Annotated in this window: 22 protein-coding genes; 14 read left to right on the forward strand and 8 right to left on the reverse strand. The window is 48.6% G+C overall.

What is annotated here, in order from left to right; translation table 11 throughout:
• Positions 1-158: 158 nt before the first annotated feature.
• The 3 genes from ACWHAR_RS18040 to bstA are packed head-to-tail and all read left to right on the forward strand — an operon-like array spanning position 159 to position 3,433.
• Entirely contained in the window at positions 159-2,570 is a 2,412-nt protein-coding gene (locus ACWHAR_RS18040) for a PEP/pyruvate-binding domain-containing protein (RefSeq protein WP_032872377.1), read from the forward strand.
• A gap of 22 nt (positions 2,571-2,592) precedes the next feature.
• A complete protein-coding gene (locus ACWHAR_RS18045; protein WP_029973990.1) occupies positions 2,593-2,865 on the forward strand; it encodes a ribonuclease inhibitor Barstar in 273 nt (90 codons plus the stop codon).
• 25 nt (positions 2,866-2,890) lie between these two features.
• Positions 2,891-3,433, forward strand: coding sequence for a bacillithiol transferase BstA (bstA, locus tag ACWHAR_RS18050; protein WP_007610139.1), 543 nt, complete (start codon positions 2,891-2,893; stop codon positions 3,431-3,433).
• Here the strand turns inward: bstA and ACWHAR_RS18055 are convergent.
• Both ACWHAR_RS18055 and ACWHAR_RS18060 read right to left on the reverse strand, forming a co-directional pair.
• Complete coding sequence (locus ACWHAR_RS18055) at positions 3,393-4,985, reverse strand: MFS transporter (protein WP_032872380.1); 1,593 nt, start codon at positions 4,983-4,985, stop codon at positions 3,393-3,395. The two genes, bstA and ACWHAR_RS18055, sit on opposite strands and share 41 nt — an antisense overlap.
• A 108-nt stretch (positions 4,986-5,093) precedes the next feature.
• Complete coding sequence (locus ACWHAR_RS18060; protein ID WP_007610142.1) at positions 5,094-5,576, reverse strand: MarR family transcriptional regulator; 483 nt, start codon at positions 5,574-5,576, stop codon at positions 5,094-5,096.
• Positions 5,577-5,744: 168 nt separating this feature from the next.
• On the opposite strand from ACWHAR_RS18060, the gene mprF reads away from it, so the two are divergent.
• From mprF to ACWHAR_RS18075, 3 genes are all read left to right on the forward strand, one after another.
• Positions 5,745-8,315, forward strand: coding sequence for a bifunctional lysylphosphatidylglycerol flippase/synthetase MprF (gene mprF / locus ACWHAR_RS18065; RefSeq protein ID WP_032872384.1), 2,571 nt, complete (start codon positions 5,745-5,747; stop codon positions 8,313-8,315).
• Between the two features lie 94 nt (positions 8,316-8,409).
• Positions 8,410-9,294 carry a PhzF family phenazine biosynthesis isomerase gene (locus tag ACWHAR_RS18070; protein WP_032872386.1) on the forward strand — a complete coding sequence of 295 codons (885 nt, stop codon included), beginning with the start codon at positions 8,410-8,412 and terminating at the stop codon, positions 9,292-9,294.
• 76 nt (positions 9,295-9,370) lie between these two features.
• Complete coding sequence (locus ACWHAR_RS18075; protein WP_032872389.1) at positions 9,371-9,955, forward strand: nitroreductase family protein; 585 nt, start codon at positions 9,371-9,373, stop codon at positions 9,953-9,955.
• Positions 9,956-9,994: 39 nt separating this feature from the next.
• Here the strand turns inward: ACWHAR_RS18075 and ACWHAR_RS18080 are convergent, their stop codons facing one another.
• The 3 genes from ACWHAR_RS18080 to ACWHAR_RS18090 form a co-directional block, all read right to left on the reverse strand.
• Positions 9,995-10,186, reverse strand: coding sequence for a YfhD family protein (locus tag ACWHAR_RS18080; protein WP_003155508.1), 192 nt, complete (start codon positions 10,184-10,186; stop codon positions 9,995-9,997).
• Between the two features lie 70 nt (positions 10,187-10,256).
• Positions 10,257-10,367: a YfhE family protein gene (locus ACWHAR_RS18085; RefSeq protein ID WP_003155504.1), complete on the reverse strand. Its 111-nt coding sequence runs from the start codon at positions 10,365-10,367 to the stop codon at positions 10,257-10,259.
• A 57-nt stretch (positions 10,368-10,424) separates the two neighbouring features.
• Positions 10,425-11,324 (reverse strand): TIGR01777 family oxidoreductase, encoded by a 900-nt coding sequence (locus ACWHAR_RS18090; RefSeq protein WP_032872392.1) that lies wholly within the window; start codon positions 11,322-11,324, stop codon positions 10,425-10,427.
• Between the two features lie 91 nt (positions 11,325-11,415).
• Here ACWHAR_RS18090 and recX point away from each other — a divergent pair, with 91 nt between their 5' ends.
• The 3 genes from recX (at position 11,416) to ACWHAR_RS18105 (ending at position 13,866) form a co-directional block, all read left to right on the forward strand.
• Positions 11,416-12,207, forward strand: a complete 792-nt coding sequence (gene recX / locus ACWHAR_RS18095) for a recombination regulator RecX (RefSeq protein ID WP_032872395.1) — start codon at positions 11,416-11,418, stop codon at positions 12,205-12,207.
• Between the two features lie 6 nt (positions 12,208-12,213).
• Complete coding sequence (locus ACWHAR_RS18100; RefSeq protein ID WP_007408553.1) at positions 12,214-12,528, forward strand: YfhH family protein; 315 nt, start codon at positions 12,214-12,216, stop codon at positions 12,526-12,528.
• Positions 12,529-12,672: 144 nt separating this feature from the next.
• Positions 12,673-13,866 carry an MFS transporter gene (locus ACWHAR_RS18105; protein WP_025284446.1) on the forward strand — a complete coding sequence of 398 codons (1,194 nt, stop codon included), beginning with the start codon at positions 12,673-12,675 and terminating at the stop codon, positions 13,864-13,866.
• Positions 13,867-13,905: 39 nt separating this feature from the next.
• On the opposite strand, the gene ACWHAR_RS18110 is transcribed toward ACWHAR_RS18105, so the two are convergent.
• The 3 genes from ACWHAR_RS18110 to ACWHAR_RS18120 all read right to left on the reverse strand — a co-directional run bounded on the left by ACWHAR_RS18110 (position 13,906) and on the right by ACWHAR_RS18120 (position 15,467).
• On the reverse strand, positions 13,906-14,295 hold the full coding sequence (locus tag ACWHAR_RS18110; RefSeq protein WP_032872398.1) for a DUF2606 family protein: 390 nt from the start codon (positions 14,293-14,295) through the stop codon (positions 13,906-13,908).
• Positions 14,258-15,169 (reverse strand): trypsin-like serine peptidase, encoded by a 912-nt coding sequence (locus ACWHAR_RS18115; protein WP_032872401.1) that lies wholly within the window; start codon positions 15,167-15,169, stop codon positions 14,258-14,260. Before ACWHAR_RS18115 ends, ACWHAR_RS18110 begins: the two co-directional genes overlap by 38 nt.
• A gap of 145 nt (positions 15,170-15,314) precedes the next feature.
• On the reverse strand, positions 15,315-15,467 hold the full coding sequence (locus ACWHAR_RS18120; protein WP_003155495.1) for a small, acid-soluble spore protein K: 153 nt from the start codon (positions 15,465-15,467) through the stop codon (positions 15,315-15,317).
• Between the two features lie 123 nt (positions 15,468-15,590).
• Between ACWHAR_RS18120 and ACWHAR_RS18125 the strand changes: the two genes are divergently transcribed.
• The 5 genes from ACWHAR_RS18125 (at position 15,591) to ACWHAR_RS18145 (ending at position 18,985) form a co-directional block, all read left to right on the forward strand.
• Complete coding sequence (locus tag ACWHAR_RS18125) at positions 15,591-15,860, forward strand: YfhJ family protein (protein WP_003155492.1); 270 nt, start codon at positions 15,591-15,593, stop codon at positions 15,858-15,860.
• A 131-nt stretch (positions 15,861-15,991) separates the two neighbouring features.
• Positions 15,992-16,519, forward strand: a complete 528-nt coding sequence (locus tag ACWHAR_RS18130; RefSeq protein ID WP_032872403.1) for an SH3 domain-containing protein — start codon at positions 15,992-15,994, stop codon at positions 16,517-16,519.
• A gap of 85 nt (positions 16,520-16,604) precedes the next feature.
• The gene (locus ACWHAR_RS18135) at positions 16,605-16,940 is read left to right on the forward strand and encodes an SdpI family protein (protein ID WP_032872405.1); all 336 of its coding nucleotides are present in this window, start codon (positions 16,605-16,607) and stop codon (positions 16,938-16,940) included.
• Positions 16,933-17,793 carry an alpha/beta fold hydrolase gene (locus tag ACWHAR_RS18140; protein WP_032872407.1) on the forward strand — a complete coding sequence of 287 codons (861 nt, stop codon included), beginning with the start codon at positions 16,933-16,935 and terminating at the stop codon, positions 17,791-17,793. The genes ACWHAR_RS18135 and ACWHAR_RS18140 overlap by 8 nt, the downstream gene beginning before the upstream one ends.
• A gap of 211 nt (positions 17,794-18,004) precedes the next feature.
• Positions 18,005-18,985, forward strand: a complete 981-nt coding sequence (locus ACWHAR_RS18145; protein ID WP_032872409.1) for a glycosyltransferase family 2 protein — start codon at positions 18,005-18,007, stop codon at positions 18,983-18,985.
• Positions 18,986-18,994 lie beyond the last annotated feature (9 nt).

Below are 18,994 nucleotides of genomic sequence, written 5' to 3' on the forward strand. Positions count from 1 at the left end.
GGCCGTTTTGACGGATGCATTTATGACAACATAACGCCATCGATTTTCTCCCTTGTGAAGACCGATATATTGTATACTTATAGGAAATACTTTCAAAAAAAGTGAAAAAGAGAAAAACTGTGAGCTTGGATGAACGACTAAAAAGGAGCGGGGACATTATGAATGACTGTGTCAAAACATTCGGAGAACTTCCGGCCGAACTTTATTCCTTTGCGGGAGGAAAAGGAAGCATTCTCTCTAAAATGTATCAAAGCGGGTATCCTGTGCCTGAAGGGTTTGTGATTTTGCCGTCTGCCTTTCAGGACGGACAGCTCCGCCATCAGGCGAGAGAGGCTGTTGATCAATATGTGAATTCCATCCGCAGCCGCCATGCATCTGCGTTGTTTGCCGTACGCTCATCCGCGCTGAGCGAGGATTCCGCTCAGGCTTCCTTTGCCGGAGAATTCGATACGGTGTTGAATGTCAAAACAGATCAAGACATGTTCAGGGCGATTGATGAAGTCCGCCGATCGACACAGTCAGAAAGAGTAAAAGCGTACAGCGCCGTTCAGGGAATGGAAGATGAGCATGAAATCGCAATCGTCATCCAGCTGATGATACCGTCTGACATATCCGGAGTGCTGTTTACCGCAGATCCGATTACGGGGAGCAGGCGGGAGATGACAGGCAATTACGTTTACGGTCTCGGGGAGCAGCTTGTTTCCGGGGAAGCCGATGCCTATTCTTTTAAACTGGCACGGCCCAAGAAAAAATATGACGGCCCCGGGGAATTTCGCAAATATGCGTCAAAGCTCTATAAACTGGCGAAAAAGCTGGAAAAAGATCTTGGAGGGCCGCAGGATATTGAATGGGCTGCCGCGGGCGGGACATTGTATATTCTTCAATCCCGCCCGATTACGACCTTACAAGCCGGAAATCTGGAAACCTATGAATGGAATGATTCTTTCAGCGGTGATTTTTTATGGACAAACACCAATATAGGAGAAGCGATTCCCGATGTGATGACGCCGCTGACATGGTCGCTCCTCCGGAATCTGGATGAAGAGTCGGGCATTATTCCGGGCTATTATGTCTGGTCCGGCAATATTTGCGGCAGAGCCTATAACAATATGAGCCAGCCTCTTTCCGTTCTTGCCGCTTTCGGTCTGAATCCGAAAGGCGGAAAAATAGGAAAAATGATGAGCGATACATTGGGTGAAATCCCGGCGGAAATGAAGATTCCTTTATATCCGTTCTCAAAGTATGAACTTTTGAAGATCATCCCGAAAAAACTGAAACCGTATCTGTCGAAAATGAAGCAAGCGAAAAAAAACATGTCCTCCTACTTGGACGAATCGCCGGAGTGGTGCCGGAATATTGAGGAAAAGCTGAAACGTGCCGAAACGGAGCGGGCATTATTAGCGATATGGAACAATGAGATCTATCCGTATTTATGCAACGCGTGGTTTGCGTTAATATCCGGCGGGCGTGATTCTGCGCAATCCTCTTCGTCGTTAACCTCTCAATTAACAAAACTCGCAGGGATAGAAGATGCGAATCTCCTGCTGTCCAATCTGAGGGGAAAAGGCGGACTGGCCAGCCTGGAGCCGATTATCGGCATTGATCAAGTCATGAAAGGCCGTATGAGCGAGGAAGAATATCTCAGGAACCAAGGCCACCGTGGCCCGCATGAATACGAACTTTCCATACCGCATCCGGGAGAAAACCGGGATTGGCTGACGAAGCAGATCAAAGAACACAAGGAGTCGGGTATTGATGCCGAACAACTGCTTTTGAAACAGCAGCGGGCGCATGAACAGGCCTTCCGAAGATTTGAAGAAAAGTATCCTCATAAGGTCAAATGGCTCAAAGCCAAAATGGAAAAAGCGTCAGAATACGCGAATATTAGAGAAACAACCAGATCCGAATTTGTCAGGGTGTACCGGACAGCCAGAGCATTCGCGCTCAGAGCGACGGAAATGACCGGCATGAAGGACGATATTTTCTTCCTGTATCTGCATGAAATAACCGATCTGCTCGCGGGGAAAGAGCCGGCGGTTGCGTCGATTCAAGCGAGAAAGCAAAACTATGAAACCTATAAAAAACTGCCGCCGTTCCCATCCGTTATTAACGGAAGGTTCAATCCGTTTAAATGGGCTGAGGATCCTGACAGAAGAGCGGATTATTACGATGCTTTTATGCCTGCGGAAACTGATGATGCGCATACTTTAAAAGGTTTCGCGGGAGCGGCCGGGAGAGTGGAGGGCATTGTCCGTGTCCTTGATGCTCCGGAAGACGGGGATTCTTTTGCGGCGGGGGAAATTTTAGTGACGTCGACAACCAATGTAGGCTGGACCCCGCTTTTTCCAAGAGCGGCTGCTATCATAACGGATGTCGGCGCCCCTTTGTCCCACGCGGCGATCGTTGCCCGGGAACTGGGGATTCCTGCCGTTGTCGGATGCGGAAATGCAACGTCAAAACTGAAAACGGGGGACAGGGTGGCCGTTGACGGCGGGCAAGGCATCGTCCAGCTGGAACCGCGGCAGACTCCGGCCACTTCTGAAGAGGAAAATGGTAAACTGATAGAATAAAAACATGGGAAAGGAGCAGCGCATGAATAAAGCAGTTATTAACGGGGAGCAAATCAGAAGTATGAGCGACCTGCACCAGACATTGAAAAAGGAACTTGCCCTTCCTGAATACTACGGTGAAAACCTTGACGCTTTATGGGATTGTCTGACCGGCTGGGTGGAATACCCCCTCGTTTTAGAATGGAGCCAGTTTGAACAAAGCAAGCAGCTTACAGAAAATGGCGCCGAGAGTGTGCTTCAGGTCTTTCGTGAAGCGAAAGCGGAAGGCTGCGACATCACCATCATACTTTCATAATACGATCAGCGGGAGAGAGACAAAAATGGAAAAACAAACCCTCAGCTATCCGATTGGAGAATATCAGCCGGCTGAATCGATTTCGGCCGGACAGAAACAAGAATGGATCAATGCGCTGGAACACGCTCCGGCCAAACTGAAACAAGCTGTCAGAGCGATGTCGGACAGTCAGCTTGATACGCCTTACCGCGAAGGGGGATGGACTGTCCGCCAAGTGGTTCACCATCTGGCGGACAGCCACATGAACGGCTATACCCGGTTTAAATTGAGCTTAACGGAGAATGAACCGGAAATCCGTCCTTATGATGAAAAAGGCTGGGCCGATCTTCATGATTCCAAAACCGCCGCTTGCGGGGATGCGCTTGAGCTGTTAACGATCCTGCACAGAAGATGGGCCGCTCTTTTGCGCTCCATGACGGAAGCCCAATTCAAACGGACATACTTCCATCCTGTATCTAAAGAGACGGTTACGCTGGAACAAGCGCTCGGGCTATATGTCTGGCACTCTGAACATCACATCGCCCATATTACTGAGCTTTCCCGGCGGATGGGCTGGCATCTGTCTTAGAGGATGCCGGCTTCCGGAAATACGCCAAAACAGCCGCAGACACAATCGTGCATAATGAAATGACGGCGGCTGCCGTATAAAGATGGTGGTAGCCGCTGGAAATGCCCGCTTCAATTGCATCAGAAACCGCTTTTTTGACGGCGGGAACAGGGATTCGGCTCACTTGCTCCTGCAACGAAGAAAGTCCGCCGCCGATATCGGGCATTTGCGCCTGATCAGCGGGAATGCCGCTTTTCGCTAAACGGTTTTTGATGTCATCTCCGATCCGGTCAAAGCCCGCTGTAATGAAGCCGGCATATAAAGCCGGAGCGAGCGTCAGCCCGACCTGCCTTACGAGTGACAGCGTGCCGAGCGCTGTTCCTTTGTTTTGGCCCGAAGTTTCTGATACAAGCACATTCAGCGGAGCCCCGAGCAGAAATCCGAAACCGACCCCCGCAATGACACTCGCTGTGACAAATTCCCATTTATCCGTCACCCATAACGGAAACAGGCTGAAGCCTGCAAATGCGATGGCGCCTGATACAACCGCGGAGAAGACCGGCCCTTTTTTATCCGTGATCGCCCCGCCGAGCCACGCTCCGATTCCTGACGCCAACGCGAGCGGCGTCATCCAATAACCCGCTTTCTCCGCCGATACGTGCAAATATTGCTCCGCATAAGAAGGAATAAAAATGACCGCAGCGAGCAGCCCTCCCGATAAAAATCCGATGACGAGCGTCCATTGAAACACTTTATTTTGCAGCAGCGAGTAGGCGAGAATCGGATCGCCCCCTCGGTTTTCAACCCGCTTTTCGACTTTAAGCAGCACCAGAAAGAGAAGTGCCGCTCCCAAAAGATACCCGTACACCTTTACGTTCATTATGCTTTCTGACAGCTTCGCCCCATCGAGATTCGTGATACCGATCATGCAAGATAAGATCGCAAGAGACAGCAGCATTGTGCCGGCGAGGTCAAGCCGTTTCGCCTCAGGCTCTTTCGTTTCAGCGATAAACAAACCGCCGCACACAACCAAAGCGGCGGCAATCGGCAGATTAATCAAGAACAGCCAATGCCACGACCCGGTTACATCAAGCAAAAAGCTCCCGATATTCGGTCCGAGGACGGCCGCCATACCGTTCATCGCCCCTAAAAGCCCGAGAGCTTTCCCCTGTTTCTCCTTCGGAAGCACGGCCAGTACATGCGAACTCCCGATAATAAAAATTCCGCCGCCGCCAAGGGCCTGAATGAGCCGTGCCGCCAAAAACATCGGGAAGCTCTGACTGAGTGCGACAAGCAAAGAGCCGAGTCCGAACAACCCGACTTCAATCATAAACAGCTTTTTCCGCCCGTATCGGTCCGACAGCTTGCCGACAATCGGCACACTGACACTGAGTCCCAATGTGTAAAGGGTCACTCCCCACGATCCCCATGAAGGAGAAACATCAAAAGAGCTGTTAATCGTCGTCAGAGCAGCGGAAATAATTCCGTTGTCCAGCGCCGCCATGAACACACCGATCGTAAAGAGAGTGATGGCCCAGCTCTGGTTTTTTTCTGTTTGCAATGGCTCCGGCATACTGATCAATCCTTCCGTTTTTAATTCACTTCGAATATATTATTCACTTCAAATGAATTAAATGTCAAACAAAAAAAGGCCGCCGATACCGGCAGGCCTTTTTCATCTCTATCCCTGTTTGGAAGAATCAAGCGCTCTTGCCAAAATGGAAAGCCCTTGATTGACCGTTTGTTTTTCTTCAGCGGTCAGCGTTTCCAATGAACGCTTCAATTTTACATGTCCTTTTTGATAAAGGCTGCGGAAAATATCTTTCGCGTTTTCCGTTAATTGAACGACGACTGAACGGCGGTCTTCTTCTGACGGAGCGCGTGTAATGAAACATGATTTTTCTAAACGGTCAAGGAGCCCCGTCGTATTTGAAAGAGAAGCGCCCATTTTCTCCGCTATGTCACTCACCTTAAGCGTCCCGTGGTTGTTCAGAAGCATCAGCACCTTCATTTGCGGCATGCTCATATCAAGCTTCATCCACTCCGACACATCGCCGAGCCCCGCCGATGTCATCACTTTCATGTACAGCACCCAAATATCCCGTTCCTCAGGAGAAAAAATATCGCCGCCTAATACTGTTGTATCATGCAGATTATAATCCATCGTCTCACTTCCTCATTCATACTCCTGCATACCATATTACTGATTTTAATCAGAGAAAGAAAGTTGCAGACGAGTTTTGTTTGAATGTGAGGTGGTAGTGTATAATATGTTGGAGATTATTGGGGGAATTATGATAAATAAGCTATTTTATGATGATTGGAGAGAACATTGCTGACTAAAAAGAATGCCTTATCGATATTAAAAGTATTATTTCCTATTGCAGTTTTGCTTTTAGTCATTTATCAGTCCAAAAAGGAATTGACAGACCTTTCTTTTAAAAGAACGCTGTACATTATTAACGGGATTGAGCGTTACGATTTATTTATTCTCGTTCTGCTCGGCCTTCTTGCCGTCAGCGCGATGTCCTTTTATGACTTTGTGCTGAAACGGACGCTTCGCCTCAACATTCCGAATTGGAAAGTATTCAGGGTCTCCTTTATCGCCAATTCCTTTAACAATGTCCTTGGATTCGGCGGTCTGGCGGGCATCGGGCTGCGGACGATGCTTTACAAAGAACATACGAATGACGTAAAACGCCTCGTCGCAGGCATCGCCTGGCTTACGTCCTCAGCGCTGCTCGGGCTGTCCGTCTTCAGTATCCTGACCATCGCCCGGGTTCTGCCGGTTGGAGAGATTACAGGTGAGAAACCGTGGCTGTGGGCTGTTATCGCCGGAGTGGCGCTTATTGTGCCGGCAGCCTTAATCGCCGCTGGGATCAACAATAAAAAAGCTGGCGCAGAAGACGGTGAAGCAAAACCGAGGCATCCGGTTTTTTCTTACATCGGGGCATCGTTTGCCGAATGGTTTGCGGCGGCCGTCGTCATGTATTATTCCCTGTATGTCATGGGGATTCAAGCGGATGTCCGCCATGTATTCGGTGTATTTGCCATTGCCGCTATCGGGGGAATCATCAGCCTTGTGCCGGGAGGATTCGGTTCGTTTGACCTTCTGTTTCTGCTCGGCATGCAGAATATGGGCTTTCCCCAGGAGGCGGTTGTGACATCCATCGTCATCTATCGGATTGTGTATTCATTTATTCCGTTTGTGTTCGGGCTGTTCTTTGCGGCCGGCGACTTAACGGAAAATACGCTTAAACGGCTGGAATCAAATCCGAAGATGGCGCCTGCCGTGGAAACGACGAACGTGCTTCTCGTATTCCAGCGCGCTATCTTAATCAGGGTGCTTTACGGTTCGCTGTCGCTTTTGGTTTTCATGGCGGGAGTCGTCGTGCTTGCGTCCGTCGCCCTGCCGATCGACAGGGAGACGGTCATCCCGCACATTCCGCGCCCGGCGCTCCTTGCGTTTAACGCGTTATCGCTAAGCGCGGCTTTGATTCTATTAATTTTGCCGATTGAATTATACAAACGGACGAAACGTTCTTATTCAATGGCGGTTGCCGCGCTGGTCGGCGGTTTTGTGTTCAGTTTCTTAAAAGGAATGAACATCAGCGCGATCTTTATTCTGCCTGTCGTCATCGTATTGCTTGTGCTGTTAAAGCGGCAGTTTATCAGAGAGCAGGCATCGTATACGCTCGGCCAGATGATTTTTGCGGCCGCTCTGTTTATTATCGCCTTGTTTAACTACAATCTCATTGCCGGCTTTATTTGGGATAAAATGAATCGGCTCCTGCGCCACGACTATTTCGTCCATAACAATTCGCACATTACATATGCCACGATGACGGCCATTATTGTTGTGCCGCTGTTTTTCCTTTTGTTTACGTTCTTTTATCATAAAAGATCGAAGCCGATCGGAGAAGAGGCCGATCCTGAACGGCTGAAGTCCTTTTTGGCGGAAGAAGGAGGAAACGCGCTCAGCCATCTCGGCTTTCTCGGGGATAAGCGGTTTTATTTCTCAAGCGACGGCAAAGCGCTTTTATTGTTCAGCCAGATTTCCAGAAGGCTTGTCGTGCTCGGTGATCCGTCAGGACAGAGAGACTCTTTTCCGCTTGTGATTGAGGAATTTCTGAATGAAGCGCATAAGCAGGGGCTGAGTGTCATGTTTTATCAGATCGAACGTGAAGATCTGGCGCTGTACCATGACTTCGGCTATAACTTCTTCAAGCTTGGAGAAGAAGCATTCGTGGATATGGAGGCCTTTACGCTCTCAGGTAAGAAAAAAGCGGGGCTGCGGGCGATTAACAACAAATTTGACCGCGAAGGCTACACATTTCATGTCGGGGAACCGCCGTTTTCCTCCGAGTTTATCGCCAAGCTGAAAGACATTTCGGACGAATGGCTCGGACCGAAAAAAGAGAAAGGTTTTTCCCTCGGTTTCTTCGACCGGGATTATCTGGAACAGGCGCCGATTGCTTACGTGAAAGACGCGGAAGGGGAGATCATCGCTTTTGCCAACCTGATGCCGATGTATCAGGAAGGCGAGATATCCGTCGACTTGATGCGTTATCGGAAAAGCGCGCCGAACGGTATTATGGACGCGCTTTTCATCCGTCTGTTTCTCTGGGCGCAGGAAAAAGGCTATACCACCTTCAATATGGGCATGGCGCCTTTGTCAAACGTAGGAACGGCTTTTACATCTTTCTGGTCGGAAAGAATCGCGGCCGTCATCTTCAACAACGTCCGGTATATGTACAGCTTCAGCGGGCTGCGGGCCTTTAAAGAAAAATACAAACCGGAGTGGCGCGGGAAATACTTGGCGTACCGCAAAAACAGATCGCTGTCCGTCACGATGATCCTCGTCACCCGCCTGATCGGAAAAACCAAAAAAAGACGCCGTTAAAAGGCGTCTTTTTTTAAAAATAATTGACTAAAAATTCTAATTTCACTCTGTTATACTGAATAACATGATCATAAGGTGAAAGGAAGGCTGATGAATGAAACAGGCAACCGTGTTTAAATATGAAGCGTTTTCCGATATTCCGGATTTGGGAAATCCCGCGGGAATCGTCTTTAACGGAGATGATTATTCAGATGAAGAGATGCAGATGATCGCCGAAATGGCAGGGTACAATGAAACCTCATTTCTCTGTAAAAGCGGAGAAGCCGATCTGCGCATCCGCTATTTTACACCCGGCCACGAAATGAATTTATGCGGACATGCTACCGTCGCCTCTCTTTACGCATTAATTGAAAAGGGAAGGCTTCAGGCTGATCAGACATATCAAATTGAAACAAAAGCCGGCATTCTTCCCGCAAAAGCCGCTGAACGAAACGGCCGGGTATACATCACACTCGAACAGGCTCCCCCGCAATTTCTGCCGTTTACGGGCGACAAAGAAAAGCTTGCGGCCTCGCTCGGAATTACGGCTGAGGATTTTCACAGCGAGCTGCCGATTGTTTACGGATCAACGGGGATCTGGACACTGATTGTTCCGCTGAGATCACTTAAAGCATCACGGAATATGGTGCCGGACAACGCACAATTCCCCGCTATTTTGCGCGATCTTCCGAAAGCGAGCGTTCATCCGTTTTCTCTTGAAACCGTTCATCCGGAAAGTGATCTGCACGGACGCCATTTTTCTTCCCCTTTCTCCGGTACGACCGAAGATCCCGTCACGGGAACCGCTTCAGGCGTCATGGCGGCCTATATGCGGCAATACGGAGGCTCCGAAGCCGAATGCCTCACGATTGAACAAGGCCAGGAAATCGGGAAAGACGGAAAAGTGGAAATCAGGATTACAGAAGATAACGAAAAGATGAACATCAAGATGACGGGAACGGCCGTGTATGCCGAAACAATCAATTTTCAGCTTCCGTAACGGTTTACAAAAGCCGGTCGTATCCGTTATATTATAAATGATAATCATTTTCATTTGGATAGGAAGGTGAATCGGCATGCCGAAAACCGAACAATTACAGCAAAACGAAAGTCTTGCACATACAATCAGAAACAGAAGATCCATCCGGTCGTTTAAACCGGAAACCGTACCTTCTGAAGTCATATTAGAGATGCTTGAAACGGCCGTTTACGCACCGAACCACAGACTGACGGAGCCATGGCGTTTTATCTACGCAGCAAGCGAAGCGGGAAAAGCAAAGCTTGCGGACAGCTACGTCTCATTTTTCAAAAAGATAAAAGATGATTTCAACGAGGAAAAAGAGCGGAACATGAGAAAAAACCTCAGCGCCGTTCCGGGATTTTTACTGGTCGTCTTAAAAGAAGATGAAAATGAATTTACGAGAAACGATGATTTCGCGGCGCTGAGCGGCATGATTCAAAACCTTCAGCTTCTCGCACATTCAAACGGCATCGGCATGGTCTGGAAAAGCGGCCGCATCATGTATGACAAACAGGTGCACCAAGACTTCGGTCTTGCTGATAATGAGCGCTTTGCCGCCATCATTCAAACGGGCTATCCGGACGAACAGCCTAAGGCGAAAGAACGGACGCCGGCAAAAAGCCTGTTTACCGAACTGTAAAAAAAATCCCCGTCTCTATACAGAGGCGGGGATTTCGTATTAGCGGGTTTTGCTTTTAGCTCTGTTGTCAGCGGCTTTCATCCGCGCCTGCGCTTCGCGGTCAGCGGAATCAGCAAGCTCGCTTGAATATTCCTCGTACGTGCCGTCTGTTTCGCGTTTCAAAGCATCCGGAACTTGAGGAAGTTTTTGTTTGTTTTTATCACGGTTTTTGTGAGTATGATTTCTGCCCATATCAATCGCCCCCTGAAAAAAGTGATATCAAACAAACATAGTATCTGCCCGGTCCTGATCTTTATTCAGTTTATTTCCGTTTGGCTGCTCTTTCCGCTTTTTTGAATTCACCGGAATAAAGGACTTCCTGCATTTTTTTCAGATTGGCTCCCTGCTGATGTTTTTCGCGCTTCTTTTCCATAAAAGAAGACCCTCCTTCAAAACAGAATACCAATAGGATTGGCTTTTATTTCCGTTTTTATGCAGATAAGAGATCCTTTAAAGCCAAATCAAGTTCTTCATATGTAAATTGAAAACCGGATGTCAGCGCCTGCTTAGGCAGGGCGCGCTGGCCTTTTACGATCAGCAGGCTCATTTCTCCCAAGGTCTTCTCCAGAAAAAGTTCCGGTACGGGAATCCAATGGGGGCGGTGCAGGACGCTTGCGATCGTCTTTCCGAATTGCTTCATTTCTACGGGGTTCGGCGATGTCACATTCATGGGACCGGACAAGTCATCATGCTCCGCCGCATAAGCGATGAGTCCCGCGGCGTCATCCACATGAACCCATGACAGCCATTGCCGTCCAGAGCCGATGGTGCCGCCGGCTAACAGCTTATAAGGGAGAACCATGAGCGGCAGGGCGCCTTTTTCACCGAGCATCACCCCGAATCTGGCATATACCGTCCGGATGCCGAGCGCTTCAATTTTCTGGCCTTCACGCTCCCACATACGAGCCGTATGACTGAGAAAGTCTTCATTTGACGTATCGGACTGTTCGGTGAACGTTTTTTCTGTGCTTGTGCCGTAAATGCCGACGGCGCTGGCCTGAATCAAAGCCCGGGGTTTTTTCGGCTGCTGCTTCATAATCCGTCTGACTTCTCTCGTCGCTTCTATTCTGCTTGAGATGATTTGTTCCTTCGTTGTGTCCGTCCAGCGGTCAAAGATGGATTTGCCGGCGAGGTTCACCCATACATCAATAGGGGGAAGCTCGCGCTCAGGCGCCGCATTTTCGGCCAGCCATTGAACATATGTCACATTTTTTTGTTCGGTTTCTCTCTGTTTTCTTGATAAAATATAGACATGATGTCCCCGGCGGGTAAACACACCTGTCAGATGCCGGCCCAGAAAACCAGTGCCGCCTGTCATCGCGATATTCATATCCATCTCTCCTTACACGTTGATATATATACTGTACCTCATTTGCCAAAAAGAAAAACGCCTGAACATCGGGGCGGGGAAGGAGACCGGGATGCCGTTTATTACAAAAATATCGACCCAAAAGAAAAATACCGAGCGCTTCAACATCTTTCTTGATGAGAAATATGCATTCAGCGTCGACGCCGACGTGCTTGTGCGTTATGACCTGAAAAAAGGGAAAGAACTGGACGAGCTTGACATTCTTGAAATCCAGTACGGCGATGACGTGAAAAAAGCCTTTAACCGCGCCGTAGAATTTTTATCATACCGGATGCGCTCTGAAAAAGAAGTCCGCGATCATCTGAAGAAAAAAGAAACACCGGACATGGTCATTTCTGAAGTCATCCATAAACTGTACGATTACCGCTACTTAAATGACAAAGAATTTGCCGAAGCCTATGCGAGCACCCACAAAAAAACAAACGGCAAAGGCCCTGACGTCCTGTTCCGCGAGCTGAAAGCGAAAGGAATAGACGACGATACCATCAAGGAGACGCTCAGTGCGTTTACATTTGATGAGCAGATACAAGAAGCGCTGAAACATATCAGCAAAATCCTGAAAAAGGACAAAAAGCTGTCCACAAAAGAGATCAGACAGCGGGCGCAGATGCAGCTTCAGCGAAAAGGTTTCCCTTTCGACGTCATCAATGCCGCTCTGGAGCAGACGGAGTATGAAAATGATGATGAAGCCGAGATGGAAGCTCTGAAGGCTCATGCGGAAAAAGCGATCAGGAAATACCGCTATGACGGCAGCTATGAAAGCGGAATGAAGGTTAAACAGTACTTATTCAGAAAAGGATTCTCGATTGACGATATTGATCAATTCTTGCAGGAAGAGGAGTAAACTGAAATGGACAAACGATACAGTCAAATGACGCCTCATGAACTTCAGACAGAAATTGCGGGACTGACGGAAAAAGCGCGAAAAGCGGAACAGATGGGCATTGTAAATGAACTGGCCGTGCTTGAACGGAAAATTACGATGGCCAAAGCTTACATGCTGAACCCGGAAGACTTTCGGCCCGGCGGGGTGTATCAGATAGAAGGTTCTGATGACACTTTCCGCATTGATTACATCAACGGCGTATTCGCCTGGGGACACAGATCTTCCCCGTCAGACGGGGAAGAAGCACTGCCGATTTCCGTTTTAAAAGAAAAAAAATAACAAAAGAGGCCGGTTCCGGCCTCTTTTTCTTTTCGGGCACATTCGTTTCAACCTTTCAGTAAAAAATGATTGAATTCATTTTTGATATCTTTTAAGATGGAATTCGTTGTTTTTTAAATAAAAAGGAGGCGATTTGCGTTGAATATCAAAATGAAACAGCCATCTGTGAAATTAATGATTTTTGTTTTAATGATCTGCACATTTTCCATCGGGTATACGGAATATGCTGTCATGGGTATTCTGACGTCGATTGCCGATGACTTTCATATACATGTATCTTCAGCGGGCATGCTTGTTACGGCGTACGCGGCAAGCGTCTGCCTGACGGGCCCGATCGTAACCATTATCGCGGTTAAGCTGCCGAGAAAGCCGGTGCTGCTGGGGTTGATGGGCATCTTCGTCCTTGCCAACCTGATGAGCGTCTTTGCGCCGAACTTCGCCGTGCTGGCGATTTCCAGAATTTTATCCGCATCCATCCACGGAGCTTTTTTTGCGATCGCCATGGTATTTGCGAGTGAAATGGTGCCGCCTGAAAAACGTTCCGCCGCCGCGGCTTCCATGAACGGCGGATTAACCGTGGCGCTGATGCTCGGCGTCCCGTTCGGCTCATATTTAGGAGATGCCCTTAACTGGCGGGCCGTCTTTTTCATTATTTCCGTTTTAGGCATGATCGGGCTGATCGGACTGATGCTGGTCGTACCGAACCGGAAACCGAAAGTGATTCCGATGCTGATGAATGAATGGAGTGTCTTTAAGCATAAACAAGTGATTTTTTCCTTTGCGATCACCATTCTCGGCTACTCAGGCGTATTTATCGCTTACACGTTTATTGAGCCGATTTTAAGAGATTCAGCGGGGTTCGGCACAGTCGGCATTACAGGCGCATTATTTGCCTACGGTCTCGGCGGAGTGGCGGGGAATTTCTTCGCGGGGAAAGTGCCGCTCAAACTGCTGACGCGCACGATGATCGGTGTGATGATCGGCTTGATCGGCGTCTTGGCGATTTTTCCTTATATCGCCGTTTTTCCAGCCGCCGCGGTTTCAGCGACATTTTTATTCGGCGCATGTGCGTTCGGCACGCCGCCGCTTTTGCAGACCAAGGTTATTTCTTCTTCTGAAAACGGCACGACAATCGCCGCTGCGGTGAGCGTTTCCGCCTTTAACCTGGCAAACGCGCTCGGCGCCTGGATCGGCGGATTGATTCTCGGCGGAACGGGATCTTACTCATGGCTGTTTGCCGGCGGTGCGCTGATGACAGCTCTCGGCCTTGTGCTTTCCACGTTCGCTCATCTGTCTGAGAAGAAAGATGTTTATGAATATCAAGTGCATAAAGGATAACAAAAAGCTTGCAGGGGATATTCCGCCTGCAAGCTTTTTTCAGTGTTTCAATGTAATGCTGATCACCGTATGTTTATCACTCTCAGCTAAGGAAATATTCCGGGTTTCCGGTACTCCGTCTTTTTCAAAAACGACGGCATAGGTTCCTTTTGCGCCGCTTTTCCATGCAATCTCGCCGTGGTGATCAGTCTTGCCTATTATCTCTCCGCGGTCTATATTCGGCTGATGATCTGACTCCGCCGCTTTCATCACGGTGACCGTCACACCGGCCGCCGGTGAACCGTCTGCATCCTCAACACGGAGCGTAACGGGCAGTGCTTTTTTGGCGGCGGAATCATCCGCTTTGCCGCATCCGCATAAAACGGCCGCCGCGAGAAAGAAAACAAAAGCTTTATTGATTTGACCAATATTGAATGTTGTCGAATACACTGTTTGTCACCCTTGTTCCCAGATTGTAAGACGACCCGCCGTTTGTATGAATGGCAATGGCGGTCTGGCCGGTGTCGCTGTAATTGCGGTAAACGGGCGATCCGCTCTGACAGCCGAACGTATCTGTCGTGTAGGTGAGTTTATATGTCTCGGCAGAACGAATCGGTTTGCTGTCCGACCACATGGAACCGGACACTTTGTCGCACGGATATCCTGTCACGGTTGAGGAAAGCCCGGTCGGACTGGAACTGTTGGTCGTCCGGTAGCCGTACCAGCCGACAGTATTCCCGGGCGACCCGTTTACTTTGATTGCGCCGTAGTCATAGTTTGTGTCACCGTTTTCTGTCCACCCTTTGACACTGTAGAATGTCTTTCCTGAATAAGAGCCGTACGGGTACGATGACCCGTTGCGGCCGGGAGCTGCCGTAATTTTCGATGCCCAGCCGTTTTTCTGGTCATACACGCAATGTCCCGCCGTAACGATCGTGTCGGCATTGACAAAAAAACCGGTGCATCCGTAGGTGCTTGTGCTGCCGCTGTATGTGACGGTCAGCTGTGCTGTCGCGCGATATGGAAATGATGTTGTAGGAGAAATTCTGATTCGTTCGTCTGTCCCAATAATACTGGAAGGCTTTAATGACTTGATGTCAGCTTTGCTGTTTTGTGCAAGCTGTCTTTTGGTGAGGCCCGTTCCTTCATAAGCGGGGGATGTCTGTGTTGTTTGTACAGGCTGATTCAGATTGGCGTCAAACTCCTCACCGCTGTTTGATACAGATGTCTGCGGGCTGCCCGCTGCTTCAGCTGAAACAGCAAATAATGAAACTGACAGTAAGAATGCGGTAAGGCTCAGCAATCGTTTGGAAACTGTCTTCATTTTATAAAACCCCTCCTTTTTTGTCTACCGGCTTTCGGTTGAACATTTAACATATTATGGAATTTATTTAGCGTTATGACCGCAAAAGGATGTTTTTTTCTGCAAAAAAAGAGACCGGCTCATTCCCGGTCTCTTACGGTGTGTGTTATCGTCTGCCTGAAGCTCTCATGCGCTCTTGCGGGTGCGAATTAATTGAACCGTCCGCCCGTTTAGAAGCGTAGTCATCCTTTGCCCGCGGTTCGCCTTCAAACTTATTATTGTTCTGATTAGGAAATCCTTTTGCCTTGTTCCGGACCATTTGTTTTCCCCCTCGGCCAATATCAAAAGGTTGCGCCTTCTGGATTGAAGACGTAAAGTTAGTATATGCCTGTGACAAGCTGCGTAAAAGCAGCAGGTTTTCCCAAGGAAAGGAGACAGAGACATGAATACATATATCGACAAACTGACGAATTTGCTGCTTGAGAAAAATGACATGCTCAGCTATTTGCAAGCGCGAACTTGGGTTGAGCTTTTATGGGGAGATTTCGAAGCGACTTACGCAAAAGCCGGCCGCCCGTATCAAGGAGAGCAAATGACAGAACGCGTCGTCAAGGAATGGATCGAATCATACGGCAGCAAGCTCCATATGTTCCAGAGCGTTCGGGAAGACGTTTCTCATTATTTGGATCAAAGCAGGGGTCTCCTGCATTAACATAGCAGTGCGCCCGCCGGATACCGTCCGGCGGTTTTTTCTTTTTATAAAAGAAATGGGAAAATCATGTTTGACGACCCGCGGAATGTGGAAATGTGTAATAACTCATAAAATAGCGGGGAGGAACCACAATGAACATGAAGAAGGGGTTAACCGCATTTATTCCGGCCGCAGGACTTTGCTTATTTTTAGCCGCAGGCACCGTGTTTTTTGATCCGGCAGCGAATGCCGCAGCAGTGCACCAGACAAAAATAGACACCGCAGCAGATACATATATCGTGAAAGCAGGAGAACTTAACGTCCGCAAAGAACCAAATAAACAAGGGTCGATTATCGGCACGCTTCGTTCAGAGGATTCCGTAAAGGTTAAACGGCTTCAAGGAGCAGATTGGGCTGAAATTGACTACAAAGGTCACAAAGCCTATATCTCCACACATTTTCTGATGAAGCAGCCGGTGAAGGCGGTGACGGCGAAACAAACCGCTTTTTATACGCCGACTTTGGAAACCGGCAAAAAAGGGTTCGTTAAAGCGGGTGAAACCGTCAATGTGCTCGGCTGGGGGTTCAGCCATGACGGAGGGTTTGACCGTAAATGGGCGTACGTCATATACGGCGGGAAAGCAGGTTATGTGAAAACGGCCGACTTAAATCGAAAATAAAGATTCAGGCAGGCGAATGAGCCTGCTTTTTTTCTGAAACCTTTCGCCTTTCCTTTCGTAAAAGATGAAAAGGAGAGTGACGGATATGATAATGGCAATCGGCGGCCTTCTGATGGCTGCGGCCGGCATTTTAGTCACATTTTTTCCGCCGAAGTCGATCAACAGCCTGTACGGATATCGGACGAAGCGCTCTATGGCGGATGAGTCGCAGTGGAAAGAAGGCAATCGATTCAGTGCGCTCCTCATGATTTTGTTCGGCCTTATATCGGCGGCAGCTGGATTTGCGGGCAGCCTGCTTATCCGGCTGACTCAGCCGTTCGCCCTGATCGTTCAGGCCGTATTGTTGATTGCGATCAGCGTACTGATCATCGTCTTAACAGAAAGAAGATTGAAACAAACGGGGAGGAGAATCGATGAATGACATTACGTTTCACATGATCGAAACAAACGGAGTGACGCTGCACACGGCTTCAGCCGGTCCGAAAGACGGTCCTTTGGCGGTGCTGCTGCACGGGTTTCCGGAATTCTGGTACGGCTGGAAGAGCCAGATCAAACCGCTGGCGGATGCCGGATACCATGTTGTCGTGCCTGATCAGCGCGGCTATAATCTCAGTGACAAACCGGAGGGCATTGAAAACTATACCATTGATACGCTCAGAGACGACATTATCGGGCTGATCACTCATTTTACAGATGACAAAGCCGTCGTCATCGGACACGATTGGGGAGGAGCCGTGGCCTGGCATCTGGCATCCACGCGGCCGCAATACGTTGAAAAATTGATCACGGTCAATATCCCGCACCCGGCGGTTATGCGGAAGGTCACACCGTTCTACCCGCCGCAGTGGAAGAAAAGCTCTTATATCGCTTTCTTTCAGCTTCCGGAAAAGCCGGAACGGAGATTGTCTGAAGACAATTACCGCGTATTGGATCACGCGATCGGCTTATCCGAACGCCCGGCGCTTTTTTCACGGGAAGATGTCGACAGCTACAAACAGGCATGGGGCAGAAAAGGAGCGCTCACGGCGATGCTGAACTGGTACCGGGCGATCAGAGCCGGCGGTTTAGGCCCTGCCGTTCCGCTAAAAATGCCCGTTCCGTACCGATTAATATGGGGCGTCAATGACCGCGCGCTGAGCAAAAAGCTCGCCAAGGAAACAAAACGGATGATTCCAAACGGCGACTTAATCTTTATAGACGATGCCTCACATTGGGTCATTCACGAAAAACCGCGCATCGTCAGCCATTTGATTCATGAATACCTTCAGCAATAAAGTCTGTCCCGCGTACAGACTTTTTCTTTTTTTTTCTCATATCTGCCGAAAAACATGACAAAATATAAACCATATGCAGAAAAAATTTTCTGCCCGTGTAACAAAAAAAGGGTTTAAACGTCATTAAAAAAAGGAAAAGCCTTACTGAAGTTTTGCGGACAATTCCTTTAAGGCCGTCCTAAAAAAAGAATAATACAAAGAAGGTGCCTTCATGAAACAAAGGTTAATCTCAATTATTATTCCGTCTTACAATGAAGGGAACAATGTCAAGCTCATCCATGAATCTTTAAAAAAAGAGTTTCAGACGATTCATTATGACTATGAAATTTTCTACATCAATGACGGAAGCGCGGATGACACCCTTCAGCAGATTAAAGAACTGGCCGCCAGAAACCATCGCGTCAAATACATATCTTTTTCCCGCAACTTCGGGAAAGAAGCGGCCATTCTGGCAGGATTTGAACACGTGCAGGGCGAAGCGGTAATCGTGATGGACGCCGATCTGCAGCATCCGACCCATCTGCTGAAAGACTTCATTCAAGGCTATGAAGAAGGGTATGACCAAGTCATCGCGCAGCGCAACCGAAAAGGGGACAGCCCTGTGCGTTCCGTGCTTTCTTCCCTGTATTATAAATTTATCAACAAAGCCGTCGAAGTGGATCTGCGTGACGGGGTCGGAGATTTCCGCCTGCTGAGCCGGCAGGCCGTTGATGCCCTTTTGAAGCTGAGTGAAGGGAACCGTTTCTCGAAAGGGCTGTTCTGCTGGATCGGGTTTGACCAGAAAATCGTGTTTTATGAAAATGTCGAAAGGAAGAACGGCACGTCCAAATGGTCATTCAGTAATCTGTTCAACTACGGAATGGACGGTGTCGTCTCCTTCAACAACAAGCCCCTGAGGGTATGCTTTTTCACCGGTATTCTGATACTTCTTCTGTCGATGGTTTATATTGTAACGACCTTTGTTCAGATTCTGACACACGGCGTGTCCGTACCCGGATACTTCACCATTATTTCCGCCGTGCTGTTCTTAGGGGGCATCCAGCTTTTGAGTCTCGGCATCATCGGAGAATACATCGGCCGGATTTACTATGAAACAAAAAAACGCCCGCACTATTTAATTAAAGAAGCGAATATAACATACGGAGAACAAAATGAAACGAATTATACAAAAAAGCGCAAGTGGAACCATTAAACAGCCGCC

The sequence above is a fragment of the Bacillus sp. LR--39 genome, assembly GCF_053613335.1.